Source organism: Bradyrhizobium sp. USDA 4461 (genome assembly GCF_054055655.1).
In genome coordinates this window covers 6,293,509-6,308,581 of sequence record NZ_JBSRXM010000001.1, presented here as the reverse complement: position 1 = coordinate 6,308,581, position 15,073 = coordinate 6,293,509, and the positions used below count along the sequence as shown (strand labels likewise).

The 15,073-nt window shown below is 64.8% G+C and carries 17 protein-coding genes, 1 tRNA gene and 1 pseudogene; 9 read left to right on the top strand and 10 right to left on the bottom strand.

What is annotated here, in order from left to right; genetic code table 11:
* Window positions 1-21 precede the first annotated feature (21 nt).
* From ACVINW_RS29610 to ACVINW_RS29590, 5 genes are all read right to left on the bottom strand, one after another.
* Window positions 22-1,218 (bottom strand): NADH-quinone oxidoreductase subunit D, encoded by a 1,197-nt coding sequence (locus tag ACVINW_RS29610; RefSeq protein ID WP_456754531.1) that lies wholly within the window; start codon window positions 1,216-1,218, stop codon window positions 22-24.
* Window positions 1,215-1,832 carry an NADH-quinone oxidoreductase subunit C gene (locus tag ACVINW_RS29605; protein WP_456754530.1) on the bottom strand — a complete coding sequence of 206 codons (618 nt, stop codon included), beginning with the start codon at window positions 1,830-1,832 and terminating at the stop codon, window positions 1,215-1,217. The genes ACVINW_RS29610 and ACVINW_RS29605 overlap by 4 nt, the downstream gene beginning before the upstream one ends.
* Window positions 1,833-1,842: 10 nt before the next feature.
* Window positions 1,843-2,442 carry a NuoB/complex I 20 kDa subunit family protein gene (locus ACVINW_RS29600; protein ID WP_456754529.1) on the bottom strand — a complete coding sequence of 200 codons (600 nt, stop codon included), beginning with the start codon at window positions 2,440-2,442 and terminating at the stop codon, window positions 1,843-1,845.
* A complete protein-coding gene (locus ACVINW_RS29595) occupies window positions 2,433-2,798 on the bottom strand; it encodes an NADH-quinone oxidoreductase subunit A (RefSeq protein ID WP_456754528.1) in 366 nt (121 codons plus the stop codon). The genes ACVINW_RS29600 and ACVINW_RS29595 overlap by 10 nt, the downstream gene beginning before the upstream one ends.
* A 215-nt stretch (window positions 2,799-3,013) precedes the next feature.
* Window positions 3,014-3,529, bottom strand: coding sequence for a MarR family winged helix-turn-helix transcriptional regulator (locus tag ACVINW_RS29590; RefSeq protein WP_456754527.1), 516 nt, complete (start codon window positions 3,527-3,529; stop codon window positions 3,014-3,016).
* 132 nt (window positions 3,530-3,661) lie between these two features.
* Between ACVINW_RS29590 and ACVINW_RS29585 the strand changes: the two genes are divergently transcribed.
* Together ACVINW_RS29585 and ACVINW_RS29580 are read left to right on the top strand one after the other, a co-directional pair.
* Window positions 3,662-4,852 carry a Rieske 2Fe-2S domain-containing protein gene (locus ACVINW_RS29585; protein WP_456754526.1) on the top strand — a complete coding sequence of 397 codons (1,191 nt, stop codon included), beginning with the start codon at window positions 3,662-3,664 and terminating at the stop codon, window positions 4,850-4,852.
* Between the two features lie 52 nt (window positions 4,853-4,904).
* A pseudogene (locus tag ACVINW_RS29580) lies at window positions 4,905-6,198 on the top strand (spinster family MFS transporter).
* 54 nt (window positions 6,199-6,252) lie between these two features.
* Here the strand turns inward: ACVINW_RS29580 and ACVINW_RS29575 are convergent.
* Window positions 6,253-7,071 (bottom strand): alpha/beta fold hydrolase, encoded by an 819-nt coding sequence (locus ACVINW_RS29575; RefSeq protein ID WP_456754525.1) that lies wholly within the window; start codon window positions 7,069-7,071, stop codon window positions 6,253-6,255.
* A gap of 118 nt (window positions 7,072-7,189) precedes the next feature.
* Window positions 7,190-8,203 carry a TRAP transporter substrate-binding protein gene (locus tag ACVINW_RS29570; protein WP_456756534.1) on the bottom strand — a complete coding sequence of 338 codons (1,014 nt, stop codon included), beginning with the start codon at window positions 8,201-8,203 and terminating at the stop codon, window positions 7,190-7,192.
* Window positions 8,204-8,402: 199 nt separating this feature from the next.
* On the opposite strand from ACVINW_RS29570, the gene ACVINW_RS29565 reads away from it, so the two are divergent.
* The 5 genes from ACVINW_RS29565 (at window position 8,403) to ACVINW_RS29545 (ending at window position 11,437) form a co-directional block, all read left to right on the top strand.
* The gene (locus ACVINW_RS29565; protein ID WP_212013533.1) at window positions 8,403-8,606 is read left to right on the top strand and encodes a hypothetical protein; all 204 of its coding nucleotides are present in this window, start codon (window positions 8,403-8,405) and stop codon (window positions 8,604-8,606) included.
* Window positions 8,607-8,822: 216 nt separating this feature from the next.
* On the top strand, window positions 8,823-9,467 hold the full coding sequence (locus tag ACVINW_RS29560; RefSeq protein ID WP_456754524.1) for a haloacid dehalogenase-like hydrolase: 645 nt from the start codon (window positions 8,823-8,825) through the stop codon (window positions 9,465-9,467).
* 97 nt (window positions 9,468-9,564) lie between these two features.
* Window positions 9,565-9,765, top strand: coding sequence for a hypothetical protein (locus ACVINW_RS29555; protein WP_456754523.1), 201 nt, complete (start codon window positions 9,565-9,567; stop codon window positions 9,763-9,765).
* A 14-nt stretch (window positions 9,766-9,779) separates the two neighbouring features.
* Window positions 9,780-9,971 carry a hypothetical protein gene (locus tag ACVINW_RS29550; RefSeq protein ID WP_456754522.1) on the top strand — a complete coding sequence of 64 codons (192 nt, stop codon included), beginning with the start codon at window positions 9,780-9,782 and terminating at the stop codon, window positions 9,969-9,971.
* A 164-nt stretch (window positions 9,972-10,135) separates the two neighbouring features.
* Complete coding sequence (locus ACVINW_RS29545) at window positions 10,136-11,437, top strand: hypothetical protein (protein WP_456754521.1); 1,302 nt, start codon at window positions 10,136-10,138, stop codon at window positions 11,435-11,437.
* Window positions 11,438-11,592: 155 nt separating this feature from the next.
* On the opposite strand, the gene ACVINW_RS29540 is transcribed toward ACVINW_RS29545, so the two are convergent.
* Window positions 11,593-11,669: transfer RNA gene (locus ACVINW_RS29540), tRNA-Asp, on the bottom strand.
* A gap of 308 nt (window positions 11,670-11,977) precedes the next feature.
* Between ACVINW_RS29540 and ACVINW_RS29535 the strand changes: the two genes are divergently transcribed.
* Window positions 11,978-12,301 carry an HU family DNA-binding protein gene (locus ACVINW_RS29535; protein ID WP_349629985.1) on the top strand — a complete coding sequence of 108 codons (324 nt, stop codon included), beginning with the start codon at window positions 11,978-11,980 and terminating at the stop codon, window positions 12,299-12,301.
* Window positions 12,302-12,458: 157 nt separating this feature from the next.
* Window positions 12,459-13,715 carry a peptidase T gene (gene pepT, locus ACVINW_RS29530; protein WP_456754520.1) on the top strand — a complete coding sequence of 419 codons (1,257 nt, stop codon included), beginning with the start codon at window positions 12,459-12,461 and terminating at the stop codon, window positions 13,713-13,715.
* A gap of 158 nt (window positions 13,716-13,873) precedes the next feature.
* Here pepT and ACVINW_RS29525 read toward each other — a convergent pair whose 3' ends face one another.
* On the bottom strand, window positions 13,874-14,725 hold the full coding sequence (locus ACVINW_RS29525) for a class I SAM-dependent methyltransferase (RefSeq protein ID WP_456754519.1): 852 nt from the start codon (window positions 14,723-14,725) through the stop codon (window positions 13,874-13,876).
* Window positions 14,726-14,760: 35 nt separating this feature from the next.
* Window positions 14,761-15,066, bottom strand: a complete 306-nt coding sequence (locus ACVINW_RS29520) for a YciI family protein (protein ID WP_456754518.1) — start codon at window positions 15,064-15,066, stop codon at window positions 14,761-14,763.
* Between the last annotated feature and the right edge of the window lie 7 nt (window positions 15,067-15,073).

The window sequence follows — 15,073 nt, the reverse complement described above, 5'->3', positions numbered from 1 at the left end:
GCGGTGCGGATACGGACATCGTCACCGGTCGACCTCGCCGAACACGATGTCCAGCGAGCCCAGGATGGCGGAAACGTCGGCCAAGAGATGGCCCTTGCAGATGTGATCCATCGCCTGCAGATGGGCGAAGCCCGGCGCGCGGATCTTGCACTTGTAGGGCTTGTTGCTGCCGTCGGCGACGAGATAGACGCCGAACTCGCCCTTCGGCGCCTCGACCGCAGCGTAGACCTCGCCAGCCGGCACGTGGACGCCTTCGGTGTAGAGCTTGAAGTGATGGATCAGCGCTTCCATCGAGCGCTTCATCTCGCCACGGCGCGGCGGCGCGATCTTGTTGTCCTCGACCACGACCGGGCCCTGCCCGTCCGGCGCCTTCAGCTTCTGCACGCATTGCTTCATGATACGCACCGACTGGCGCATCTCTTCCATGCGGATCAGATAGCGGTCGTAGCAGTCGCCGTTCTTGCCGATCGGAATGTCGAAATCCATTTCGGCGTAGCACTCATAGGGCTGCGACTTGCGCAGATCCCAGGCCGCGCCCGAGCCGCGCACCATCACGCCGGAGAAGCCCCACTCCCAGGCTTCCTTCAGCGGCACCACGCCGATATCGACGTTACGCTGCTTGAAGATGCGGTTGCCGGTGAGCAGCCGGTCGAGGTCGTCGACGACTTTGAGGAACGGATCGCACCACGCCTCGATATCGTCGATCAGCTTCGGCGGCAGGTCCTGGTGCACGCCGCCGACGCGGAAGAACGCCGCGTGCATGCGCGAGCCCGAGGCGCGCTCGTAGAACACCATCAGCTTTTCGCGCTCTTCAAAACCCCACAGCGGCGGGGTCAGCGCGCCGACGTCCATCGCCTGCGTGGTGACGTTGAGCAGATGCGACAGGATGCGGCCGATCTCGCAATACAGCACGCGGATCAACTGGCCGCGGCGCGGCACGGTGATGCCGAGCAGCTTCTCCGCCGCGAGGCAGAACGCATGCTCCTGGTTCATCGGCGCGACATAGTCGAGCCGGTCGAAATACGGAATCGCCTGCAGATAGGTCTTGTGCTCGATCAGCTTCTCGGTGCCGCGGTGCAGCAGGCCGATATGCGGATCGACGCGTTCAACGACTTCGCCGTCGAGCTCCAACACGAGGCGCAACACGCCGTGCGCCGCCGGATGCTGCGGACCGAAATTGATGGTGAAGTTGCGAAGATTTTGCGGTTGCTCGTTCATGGCTTCGGCTCCGCCTTGGCCTTCTCGTCACCGGGAAGCGGATAGTCCGCGCCTTCCCAGGGCGAAAGGAAATCGAACTTGCGGAATTCCTGGTTGAGCCGGACCGGCTCGTACAGCACCCGCTTCTCCTGGTCGTCGTAGCGAACCTCGACGAAGCCGGTGAGCGGGAAATCCTTGCGCAGCGGATGGCCGTCGAAGCCGTAATCCGTCAGCAGGCGGCGCATGTCCGGATGGCCGGTGAAGATCACGCCGTAGAGGTCGTAGGTCTCGCGCTCGAACCAGTCGGCGCCCGGGAAGACGCCGATGATCGACGGCACCTGCGTGGTCTCGTCGGCCTGGCCGCGCAGCCGGATGCGGGTGTTCAGCGTCGGCGACAGCAGATGGTAGACGACGTCGAAACGCCTCTCGCGGCTCGGATGGTCGACCGCGGTGACGTCGGTGATGTTGACGAAACGGCAGCCGGGATCGTCGCGCAGAAACGTCACGACGTCCACGATTCTGCCAATCTCGACGTCGATAGTCAGTTGATTGAACGCAACCGAGTGCGCCGTGGCGGCGCCCGGAAGCGCGCTCACGATCGTCTGCCCAAGGGCGTCGAGCTTGCCGTCGTCCATGCCTGAAACCTTAGCGTTCGATGGTGCCGATACGGCGGATCTTCTTCTGCAGCAGCAGCACGCCGTAAAGCAGCGCTTCCGCCGTGGGCGGGCAGCCCGGCACGTAGATGTCGATCGGCACGATGCGGTCGCAGCCACGCACCACCGAGTAGGAATAATGGTAGTAGCCGCCACCATTGGCGCAGGAGCCCATCGAGATGACGTAGCGCGGCTCCGGCATCTGGTCGTAGACCTTGCGCAGCGCGGGCGCCATCTTGTTGGTCAGCGTGCCCGCGACGATCATCACGTCGGACTGCCGCGGCGAGGCACGCGGTGCAAAGCCGAAGCGCTCGACGTCGTAACGCGGCATCGAGACCTGCATCATCTCGACCGCGCAGCAGGCGAGACCAAAGGTCATCCACATCAGGGAGCCGGTGCGCGCCCAGGTGATCAGGTCATCGGCGGCCGCGACGAAGAAGCCCTTGTCGGACAGCTCGTGATTGACCTCGAGGAAAAACGGATCATTGGCGCCGACCGGCTTGCCGGTCGACGGATCGAGAATGCCCTTCGGGGCGGTGGCGATTGCAGGCTTGGCGATCGCCGGCTGTAGCGCGGTGGGGCTCAATCCCATTCGAGCGCACCTTTCTTCCATTCATATGCAAACCCGACCGTCAGTACGGCCAGGAACACCATCATCGACCAGAAGCCAGTGACGCCGAGCTTTCCGAACGCCACGGCCCAGGGAAACAGGAACGCCACCTCGAGATCGAAGATGATGAAGAGGATCGCCACCAGATAGAAGCGGACGTCGAACTTCATGCGGGCATCGTCAAAAGCGTTGAATCCGCATTCATAGGCGGACAGCTTTTCCGGGTCCGGCGATTGGAACGCGACCAGGAACGGCGCGATCAGGAGCGCCAGACCGATCAGGCTGGCAACTCCGATAAAGACCACAAGTGGAAGGTAATTCTGCAGGATGCCGGTCATCGGCGAGGCCTTCTTGCTGCGGTTTCGGACGTCCCGCAGATTCGTTGATTGGAATTGTTCTTGCAGGCTTTAGCGCAGCGCAACAGGGGGCGCAAGACAAGCAATTTTGACGCTTTTACCGTCGTTCCCGCGGGCTCTCGGCCTCATCGGGCGGATGCGCTTGCCTCTTCGGGCAACGCCGCGGCGGCGATCCCGTGCCCTGCAACCTCGCCATATCAGCCCAGCTCCCGTTCGGCAGCGAGCATCTCGGCGGCCGTGGCAGTCAGCCGGTCGATGTGTCCGAGCAGCAGTGCAAGTTCCTGTGGATCAAGCTGTTCCAGCAGGCGCCGGTTTCGCTCCTGCGCGCCGGCCACGATGGCGTCATGGGCGGCGAGGCCAGCCTTGGTCAGGGAGATCAGGGTCTCCCGGTTGTCGCGCGGGTTGGCCGCCTTGGACACCAGCTTGCGCGCCACGAGTTCGGCGAGCGCCCGACTGATCTGCCCCTTGTCCATGCCGACGGCCTCGGCCAGCCGCACCACGCTCATCGGCGGGCGCCGCCCGAGCGAGACCACCAGGCCGAACTCGACCGAGGACAGGCCGGTCAGCCGCTTGTAGCGCAGCATCGCGCCGCGCCTCAGCAGATTCGCCAGCACCATCAGCCGTGACGACATCATCGCGGTGACCGGCGCGAGCTCCGCGTCGATGATCGCCTCCGGCGGCAACGCCTTCTCAGTCCTGAGCTTCTCGGTCATCGCCAACCTCTGCCAACAAAGCCCGCCACTGCCAAGCTAAACGAGATCGTTGACAATGTCATCGATATATCGTTGACTTCATCAACGATGAAGCGGCCGCAGGCGTCAGACCCGCGGCGGGAGGAGACATAAATGACCGTCACCCAGCGGGATCACGACCTCGGCACGGCCTATGCGATGAAGCCGTCCAGCACCCGGACCGAGCTCACCTCGGTGGTGCGCGGCACGCCGATGGGCGAGCTGTTGCGCCGCTACTGGCACCCGATCGGCCTCGCCGGCGACGCGACCGATATCCCCAGAAAAGTCCGCGCGCTCGGTGAGGACCTGATCCTGTTTCGCGACAAGCACGGCCGGGTCGGCCTGCTGCACGCGCGCTGCTGCCATCGCGGCACCACACTCTATTACGGCAAGGTCGAGGAAGACGGCATCCGCTGCTGCTATCACGGCTGGAAGTTCGACACCGAGGGCCACTGCCTCGAACAGCCCTGCGAGCCCGACGGCGGCCTGTTCAAGGACAAGGTGCGCCAGCCCTGGTATCCGGTGCGGGAGCGCTACGGCCTGATCTTCGCCTATATGGGCCCGGCCGATAAGAAGCCTGTGCTGCCGCGCTACGAGTGCCTGGAGACCATGGACGACGGCGAATTCGTCGAGGCCGACGATTCCTCGATCGGCGGTGGCGGCCCGGCCGTGATCCCCTGCAACTGGCTGCAGCATTTCGAGAACGTGGTCGACCCCTACCACGTGCCGGTGCTGCACGGCTCGTTCTCGGGGCCGCAGTTCACCAACATGATGGCCTCGATCCCCGAGGTGAAGTTCGAGATGTCGCCGCGCGGCGTCGCGGTGCGCTCGATCCGCAAACAGGACGACGGCAGGATATTCTATCGCGTCAGCGAGGCCGCCCTCCCGACGCTCCGCGTCGTCCCCAATCCGCGGGTCGCGCAATTCGCCCGCGTCGAGTCGATCGGCTGGACCTTGCCGATCGACGACACCTCGTTCCGCATCTATGTCGCCGGCCGGGTCAAGAACTCCGGCGATATCGGCCGCATGCGTTCGAAGTTCAACGGCAAGTTCTGGTGGGACATGACCGAGCGCGAGCACCAGCAATTCCCCGGCGACTACGAGGCGCAGGTCGGCCAGGGCCCCGTGACCGTTCATTCCGAAGAGCATTTCGGCCAGAGCGACCGCGGCATCCTGATGATCCGCCGGATGCTCTCCGACCAGCTCGAGGCGGTCGCCGCCGGCCGCGACCCGATCGGCGTGTCGTTCGACGCCGATGCCGGGCCGGTGCAGTTCGAAGCGGGAAACTACATCCGCGAGGCCTGAAGGCTCGCGCCCAAGCAAACAAGAACAACAAGACAATCGAGGGGAGCAAGTCATGGTCGACGTCGCACCGCAGGCGGCTGTGCCAACGCAAGCCGCGGCCGCGCCTTCCGCGCGCCGCTACTACGCCCTTGCGCTGCTCACCATCATCTACGCCCTCAACTTCCTCGACCGCACGATCTTCAACGTGCTGATCGAGCCGATCAAGAAGGAGTTTGCGCTCAGCGACACCACGATGGGCCTGCTGGCCGGGTTCGGCTTCGTGCTGTTCTATTCGCTGCTCGGCATTCCCATTGCGCGGATGGCCGATCGCCTCAACCGCCGCAATATCGTCGCTCTCGCCTTCGCGTTCTGGAGCGCCATGACCTATCTCTGCGGCATGGCCTCCAACGTCACGGCGCTGGCACTGGCACGGGTCGGCGTCGGCATCGGGGAGTCCGCCGGCACGCCGGCCTCGCAATCGATGATCGCCGATCTGTTCGACAAGAACGAGCGTCCGCGCGCGCTCGGCATCTACGCCATCGGCACCTATCTCGGCGTCTTCCTCGGCTATTTCATCGGCGGCTACGTCAATCAGCATTATGGCTGGCGGATGGCGTTCTTCACCGCGGGCCTGCCCGGTATCGCGCTCGCCGCGGTGCTGTGGCTGACCATCTCCGAGCCAAAGCGCGGCGCAATGGCCGAAACCTTCAAGGCCGAGCCGATCGGGCCGACCTTGGGTTTCCTGGCATCGCAGCCGAGCTTCGTCATCGTGCTGGTCGGCTTCTGTCTCACGACCTACACCAATTACGCCACCGCGGTGTGGATCCCGCCGTTCCTGGCACGCATCCATCATCTCAGCAGCGCCGAGATCGGCAGCTATGCGGGCACCTTCAAGGGTCTCGCCGGCATGGCGGGCACTTTGATCGGCGGCCTCGTGGTGGCCGAAATCGGCCGGCGCGACGACCGCTGGAAGCTGTGGGCGCCGGCGATCATGTCCGGCCTCGCCGGCCCCGTCTTCGCGCTATGCATGCTGACGCAAAGCTTCACGCTGATGGTCGCAACCCTGGCGCTGACGTCGTTCATGGTCGGCTTCCATCTCGGCCCGATCTTCGCGATTGCCCAGACGGTGGCAAAGCCGAGCATGCGGGCGCTGGCCTCGGCGCTCGTGTTGCTCACCGCCACTTGCTTCGGCCAGGGCGTCGGTCCCCCTCGCCGTCGGCATGATCAACGACGCCCTGAAGGGCAGCTACGGCGTCGACGCGGTGCGCTACTCGCTGCTGTCGGCGGCGGTGACGACGACGCTCGGCGCGCTGCTGTTCGTCTGGGCCGCGCGCTGGATCCGTGCGGATATCGCGCGCGCGAGCTAAAGCGTTTTCGAGCGAAGTGGGTACCGGTTCGCGCCAAGAAAACGCGTCAAAACTCTAAGCGTCGATGAAGGCCAGCAAGTCGGCCATCAGGCGCGCGCTGTGCGTCAGCGGCAGAGCGTGCGGCGCACCTTCATAGACGACGAGCTTGCTTCCCCTGATCAGCTTTGCGGTCTTCGCGCCGGTCAGCTCGAGCGGTGCGCTGGCATCCTTGTCGCCCTGCACGATCAGCGTCGGGCGATCGATGGCACTCGCCGCAGTGCGCAGATCGGCAAAGGAGATCGTCTTGCGGCAGGCCAGCGCCACCGGCAGTGGCACGCTCAGCATCATCTCCCTGACCCAGGCCCGCGTGGTTTCGGGCGTGTCGGGCATGAAGAACGGCGCCTCGTTCTCACCCATCCATTTCGAAAAGTCCTGCGCGATCGCGGCATTCTGCGCCTCGACCATCGCTCGCGGCACCGCGTCCGGATTGTCGTCGGTCTGGATGAGATACGGCGTTGTCGGCGCCACCAGCACCAGCCGCGCGATACGGTCCGCGCCGTGATGCGCCAGATAGTTCACCGCCTCGATCGATCCCATCGAATGCGCGACGATGGTGACGTCGCGCAGTCCGCGCTGCTCGATCACGGCAGCGACGTCATCGGTCAGCGTGTCGAGATCGTATCCCGTGGTCGGCAGGTCGGAACGGCCATGGCCGCGCCGGTCCGGCGCGATGCAGCGATAGCCTTTTGCATTCAAGGCGACGATCTGGTTGCCCCAGACACTGGAATTGAACGTCCAGGCGGCGAGGAACAACACCGGCCGCCCCGAGCCCCAATCCTGCACGAACAGTTTTGTGCCGTCCCTGGCGGTCGCATAAAGCGGTTGGTTGGCCATCGTGTCTCTCCCTGTGCGGATCGATCGGCGCCATGTCGCCGATGCACCGACCATCGCAAAAGGAGGCCGCGCGCGCGATTACGCGTCAGGTAATCACGCGCATGATGTCAGACTGGGCTCAAGTGAGCTTGCCGGTGTATTTCTCCAGCGCCGCCCAGGCGTCCGCGCCGTAGGTCTTCTGCCACTGCGTGTAGAAGCCGGCCTTCACCAGCGCGGCCCTGAACTGCACCGGATCGGGCTTGTTGAAGGTCATGCCCTTCCCGGTCAGTTCGGCCTGCAACGAGCGATCCATCTCGATCAGATCGGCCCGCTCCTTCACCGCCGCCGCGTCGAACGTCGTGTTGATGAGTTCGCGCAGATCGGGCGGCAAGCCGGCCATGGCGCGGCGGTTGCCGATGATCCAGTAGCCGCTCCAGCAATGGTTCGACAACGCGCAGTATTTCTGCACCTCGTAGAGCTTTCCGGTCGAGACCTGCGCCAGCGGATTCTCCTGCCCTTCGACGATGTGGGTCTGCAGCGCCGAGTAGAGCTCGCTGTAGGAGATGCTCGACGGCAATGCGCCGAGGCCGGAGAACAGCGAGGTCAGCAATGCCGTCACCGGCACGCGGATCTTGAAGCCCTTGAGGTCGTCGACGCTGTTGAGCTGCCGGCTCGACGACGAGGTGATCTGGCGGAAGCCGTTGTCCCAGACCTTCTTCAGCGGCACGACGCCAGACCTGGCGATCGCCTCGCGCACGAGATCGCCGACGCCGCCGTCCATCGCGGCCCAGACCTGGTCGTAGGACTGGAAGGCAAACCCGATGCTCGGCAAGCCTGACAGCGGCACCAGGATCGACAGCGTCAGGCTCGGCGCCGCCATCAATTCGATACCGCCGGCCCTGACCTGGGACAGCATCTCGGGGTCGCCGCCGAGCTGGCTGTTCGAAAACACCGTGATGTTGACCCGCCCGGACGACTGCGCCGCAACGTCCTTTGCGGCCTCGACGAGACGGATTGTCAGCGGATGGGTTTCCGGCGTGTCAACGCCGAGCTTAAAGTCGAACTCGGCAGCGGCAAGGACTCGTTTGCCAAACAGCGTGGCGGCGACGGCGCCAGAGCCGGTTCCCAGCAAGCCCCGGCGCGTCATTTTCATTGTTTTCATTATTGTTTTTCTCCCGAGCGCGTTCGGCGCCTGGAGCCAGTTTCGGCCCTCCGCCTGTGTGACGCAAGGCACGGTGAAACCAATCCGCCCGTGGCACGAAACCATTTCCGGGAACTCACGAAACGATCCGGAAACAGATGGGGCTTACCAGTAGCTGCCATAGACGGCGCATAGACGCCCGGAGGCGACCATGAACCACTCGATCCATTCAGCCGATCGCGCGACCCACCTCAAGATTGTGGTAGTTGCCCTCGTTGCGGCGATCGGGATTGCAGCTTTCGGCATTTCGGCCCGCAACAACGCGGATTTCACCCAGACTGCCCAGACCACCCAGGTCATCAAGGCCGGCAAGCCGGTGGCGATCACCTCGTCGGGCACCTCGACCGTCCGCTAAGGATTGCGTCAGGCTTCCGCAAACAAGACGGCCGCCTTCGGGCGGCTTTTTTGTTGCGGCTCCAACGCCGCGACCGGCGGCCGTGTCGTGCGTCTCGCTCCGGTCGGGATGGAGTGGCCTTTGCCGGCAAGTTCGGCTACGGCGATTGCAGGACCACCGAGACCGGGGCGCGCGAGATCGACGTGCGCCAGGTCGCAACCCGGCTGAGCGCCGCGAATGACTGAGCCTCGCCTGCCCGGCGAAATCATCGCAATGCCGCGGGATGCTTCCCGCCTTGGCGGATCGCACACGCTGCTCGGACTGCCGACGTCGCTGCCGCTGGTGCTCGACCTCGACGGCACGCTGATCAAAGGCGACCTGCTCTATCTCAGCTTTGTCTCGGTCCTGCGCCGCAATCCGCTGATCGTCGTGTCATGCGCCGCCTGGCTGACGCGCGGCCGCGCGGCGCTGAAGCGCCAGCTCGCGCTGCGCCAGCGCATCGACTGGAGCGAGATCGAGTTGCACCAGGACGTTGTCGCGCTGGCCGAGCGCGAGACGGCGGCCGGCCGCCGCATCGTGCTGGCGACTGCGGCCGACGCCTTGCTCGCGGACCGGCTGGCATCGCGTCTGCCCTGGATCGACCAGGTGCTCGCCTCCGACGGCGCGCACAATCTCAAGGGTGCCAACAAGGCCGATCTGCTGCGCACGACCTTTCCGGAGGGCTTCATCTACGCCGGCGACAGCGTGTCCGACCTCGCGGTCTGGGCGCATGCTGCCGGCGTGATCACCGTCAATGCGCGGGACCGCGTGCGCACCGATGCGGCCGGGCTCGGCAGGCCGGCGCTGCATTTGCCGGGCCGCGCGACGGCGGCGAAATCTTAATCGCGTCCTAACGCAGTCGTTCGATTGCGATCCGCTCCGCGATCCCCGTTTTAAAAATTGTTCCGTATGGTCTGTCTCAACAGGGGCGCAGGCCACAATGAATTTACAGCAGCAAGTCATTTCGACCGGCTTCAAGATCACCTGCACGGATTGCGGCAGCCTGGCGATCAAGGTCGCCGATCCGGCGCGCGCGTCCGGCGACACCATCATCGAATGCCGCCGTTGCAGCGCGGTGCGCGGCACGGTCGCCGATCTGCACATCCTGGCCCGGCGCGGCCGCGACCTGTTCGAATTCTAACCCCGGCGACGCCGATGCTGTCAGACCCGAAAGCGACCATGCAGAGCGACGTTCCCATGGACACGGTCTGGTCGATCCTGGAGGCGGCCAACGAACTGGGCGACACCCACACGGTCGACGCCTGCCGCCGCGTGATCGACGCCAATTTGCGCGGCGATACGCCGGGACAATCCGACCTGGAGGCCCTCGCCGCATTCTTTGCCTGATCACGGCAACGTGTGGCCGTCCATGACTTCAATACGGCACTGCGATGACAGGACGCCGGATAGAAACACACCAACACAGACCGAGACGTCGCTTAACTTTGCTTAACTTGCATCGGCCGAGTCCGGCTGGCTAGCTGCCACAAGCTTTCAATTCGGACGGACCGATGCCATTGACGCGCGATGACCTGGCTGTCGGTGTCACGATCGCCGGCTTCTTCGTCCTCAGCGTCGCCTCGCTGATCGCCTGCGGGCACGCGTTCCCGGCGATGCACGTCTGGCGATCCGACCTCACGGCGCAGGCGGTGCTTGGCACCGCGATCATGGTCGTGTTCATCCCGGCCTTCGTCGCCGGACGATTCAGCTTCGGCTATCTGGTGAGCTTCTCGCTGCTGTCGGCCGTGTTCGGCTTCGTCTGGCTCAGCTTCTTCAGCGCATTCGATTATCCGCACGCGACCGCCCGCTGGGCCATGATCGCCGCACTGGCCGCCGCGATGGTCCCCCTGATGGTCCAGACGGTCCCGCTCCGGCGGCCCGACCTGTCCGATGCGGCCGTCAAGCGCATCGCCATCGTGCTGCTGGCATCGTCGTTCGCGGTGCTGATCGGCGACATCTCCTACGGCGCCAATTTCGGCAATCCCTACGGCGCGGCGCGGAACGCGGTGGCGCGGCCGGCGCTGTTGAACTATCTGACCGGGATCATCATCGGCGCGGTGCTGCCCTATCTGTTCGCGCATTTGGCGTCGCGCAGGCAGTGGCTGCCGGCCGCCGGCGTGCTGCTGATTGCGCTCAGCTTCTATCCGGTCGTCAACAACAAGACCGTGCTGCTGTTGCCGCTCTGGCTGCCGTTCCTGTTCTGGCTGTTCGGCCGGTTCGACCCGCGGCTGGCCACGGTGCTCGCCTTCGTCATTCCGATGATCATCGGCCTCTTGGCGTTCGTCGTTCTCGGCGCCGACAGGAACTATGTCGTGTTCAGCGCCATCAATCTGCGCTTCGTCGCGATCCCGTCGCTCGCGCTCGATCAATACGCCGACTTCTTTGCCCATCATGAGCTCACCCGGTTCTGTCAGATCACCGCACTGCGCCACTTGACCGCCTGCCCGTATGGCGAGCTCGGTCCGACGCTCGGCGCGATCTATCGGGACGGCAATTTCAACGCCTCCTTCCTCGCCACCGAAGGCATCGCCTCGGTCGGTCTCGCGCTCGCGCCGGCATCGGCCCTCGTCTGCGGTCTGATCCTGGCGGTGGGATCGATGGTCTCGCGGCATCTCTCGCCACGCTTCACCGCGGTATCGTCAGGCATCGCCGTGCAGGCGGTCATGAACGTGCCGCTCACGACCGGCCTGCTGTCGAACGGCATCGCGCTGCTGTTCCTGCTGTGGTGGCTGACGCCCGAACAGCAGGCGGCAGCTTCGCATCGTCGAGAGCAGGCAGCGCAGGCCGGCGACGCCGTCGGTCTTGCCGCCTGATCGTTCCGTTTCGATCGGACGTGCGGTCGGGGGCAAGAAAGCGCGAAGCGGCCGAACAACAGGCGGCCGAACGTCTCACACTGGCGTGTGACACTTCTCAACAGCGGCAACGATCAGGGAACTAAGCTAAGGTTTTGATTTTGCGCTTGAATTGATGGCGCGAGAGACGGGACTCGAACCCGCGGCCTCCGCCGTGACAGGGCGGCGCTCTAACCAACTGAGCTACTCCCGCGGATGCTGATCATCGGACTGATCCGCGCAGGACCGAGGGCATAAAGGCCCGCATCCCGTTAGTCAAGGACGTTCCGGATCCCTGCACAGCGCCGCCGATTTTACGCTGTGGGACGCGCATTGTCGGCTATTTTCAGGGGGAACGGTGGTGTCGGCAAAGCCCCGAATCGAATAAGGCCTGATACGTCTGGGTTTCCTGTGGCCGGCCCGGCGCTGCCCATCCCCAGAACTGGCGGCTTTCAGGACTTTTCCAGACGCATTTTCCCGACGCGAACGGCGCGCCATTCGCGTGAAAGCAGCAATCCAGCCATTCAGCAACGAGGAGGGCCACACATGGCGAAGAAAGCAGCGACCCCGGCGACGATCACGCTGAAGCACCTGGCGGCGGCCATCGCCGAAGAGCAGGAACTGTCCAAGAAGCAGGCCGAGGCGATCCTGACCGACATGGTCACCCGCATCACCAAGCACCTCAAGAAGGGCGAGCGCATCAGGATCGTCGGCCTCGGCATCCTCCAGGTCCGCAAGCGCGCCGCCCGCATGGGCCGCAACCCGGCGACCGGCGAGCAGATCCAGATCAAGGCCAGCAAGAAGGTCGCCTTCCGCGCCGCCAAGGAGCTGAAGGAAGCGATCTAGGCGCTTTACGCTCCGTTGATCTCAAGCGCCATTCCGGCTCGTGCGCGGCCCCGGAGTGGCGCTTTTCTGTTATAGCTCTGTCTCCTGATGCATCCTGCCTGCGCGAACCGAACTCGCCCGGGCGCTTTGTTCCCGTCCCTCTCCTTGCGCGGTCTTCATGCTGGCACCGGCCCTCGACTTCAAGCACACCGTCACCGAGCGCTTCCTGCGCTATGTCGTGATCGACACCCAGTCCGACCCGGATTCCCCCACCACGCCCTCCACCGAGAAGCAAAAGAATCTCGGCCGCCTCCTGGTCGCCGAATTGCAGGCGATGGGGATATCGGACGCGCATCTTGATCCGCACGGCTACGTCTATGCGACGATCCCGGCCAACACCGACAAGGCGGTGCCGGTGATCTGCTTCTGCTCGCATATGGACACCTCGCCGGATTGCACCGGCAAGAACGTCAAGCCGCAGGTCGTGACGAACTACCGCGGCGGCGACATCATGCTGCCCGCCGACGCCTCGCAGGTGATCCGCGCCGCCGAGCACGAAGCGCTGGCCGACCAGATCGGCAACGACATCATCACGACCGACGGCACCACCCTGCTCGGCGCCGACAACAAGGCCGGCCTCGCTGAGATCATGGATGCCGCGCATTTCCTGGTCACCAACCCGCAGGTGAAGCACGGCACCATCAAGATCCTGTTCACGCCGGACGAGGAGATCGGCCGCGGCGTCGACAAGGTCGATATCAGGAAGCTGGGCGCCGATTTCGGCTACACCATGGACGGCGAGACTGCGGGCCATATCGAGGACGAGACCTTCTCGGCCGACGGCGCCAGCATCATCATCGAAGGCGTCGCGACCCACCCGGGCTTCGCCAAGGGCAAGATGGAGCACGCGATCAAGATCGCGGCCGCAATCGTCGATCGCCTGCCGAAGGACACCTGCTCGCCCGAGACCACCGAGGGCAAGGAAGGTTTTCTGCATCCGGTCGCGATCTCAGGCGCGCTGGAGACCGCGCGGATCGATTTCATCGTGCGCGATTTCACCGAGGCCGGCCTGAAGCAGAAGGAAACGCTGCTCGAAGCGATCGTGAAGGACGTCATGAAGGGGTATCCGCGCTCGACCTACCGCATGGAGGTCAAGCAGCAATACCGCAACATGAAGGAGGTGATCGATCGCTATCCCCAGATCGTCGCCTATGCGATCGAGGCGATCCAGCGCGCGGGCCTCGCGCCGGTGAAGACCTCGATCCGCGGCGGCACCGACGGCTCGCGGCTGTCGTTCATGGGATTGCCCTGCCCGAACATCTTCGCCGGCGAGCACGCCTTCCACTCGCGGCTCGAATGGGTCAGCCGCCAGGACATGGAGAAGGCCGTGCAGACCATCGTGCACCTGGCGATGATCTGGGAAGAGCGGGCCTGAGATCTCGAACAGTCCTCTTCGTCATTGCGAACCAACCGGTCGGCGCGAACCGCCGCCGGATGACAAGCTCCGCGAAGCAATCCATGTCTCCGCACGCGGCACGATGGATTGCTTCGTCGCTATGCACCTCGCAATGACGGCGCTAACAACCCGTTCCGTTACGCCCGCGCCGTGACGATCCAGATCGCGCCCGGCAGCAGCACCGAATCGCCCTTCGCAAACGGCGCCAGCGCCTCGCGCATCGAGGCGATGGCGGCCGCGCGCACCTCATCCGGATGCCCTTCCAGCGCGCGGCTGGCCGGTCCGATCTCGAGCGTGCCCTGGATCGCGGCATCGATGCCGCGGCCGGTGGCGACATCGAGCTCGACCCTGCACGGCTCCATCGCAATGCCGGAGAAGCCAGCTTCAGCGAGGATCCGCTTCACCCGGGCTTCGGATGCAAACGAAAACGGACCGGGATCCTCAGGCCCGAGCTGCGGCAGCTTCGGCACGTGCTTGTAGACCGCGGCAAGCGGCGCCATGAAGAACGGGTTCTCGCGCGGCTCCTGCCAGCAGGCGAAGGCAAGACGACCGGTCGGCTTCATCGCCTTGTGCAGATTGGCGAACGATGCCGCCGGATCGGCGAAGAACATCACGCCGAAGCGCGAGGCCAACAGATCAAAGCTTTCGGGCGCGAACGGATGGACGGTCGCGTCGGCCAGCGCGAACTCGACCGGCAATCCCTGCGGCGTGCTCTGCCGCGCCCGCGACAGCATCGGCTCCGAGACGTCGACGCCGAGCACCCGGCCGTCGGGCGCGACTTTCGCCGCCAGCGCGAAGCTCGAGGCGCCGCTGCCGCAGCCGACATCGACCACACGCTCGCCTCCCTTCGGCGCGGCGCGATCGATCAGGAGATCGAGCACCGGCTGCAGCACGATGTCCTGCGCGGCCTGCCGGGTGGCCCAGCGCTGTCCGCCCGGCCCGTTCCAATATGCAATCTGATCGGCGTTTTGCGGGTGGCCTGCGTTCATCGGATCAAACCTCGTTGCGGAAGCATCCGGCGATGCTAGCAGCTCTCGCGCGTCGCAGCGCGCAACATCGGCGTGACCTGATAGGTGAATCCGGCGTTGGCCCTGGTGACGGGATCGTTGGCGACGATCTCGTTGGGATCGGCATCATCCGATAGTTGCAGCACGCCCAATCCCCAGACACCGGTGGGATCGGCGACCGGTCCGAAGATCAGCGCCTTGCCGGCCTGCAGCAGCTCACCGCAATAGGCGACGTGCGCCTGCATGATGGCGGCCTCCTGCGGCGTCATGTCCTGCGGAAAGGTCGGGCGCGGTCCGGTCAATTTGCAAACGTAGTACTTCATCGGACGG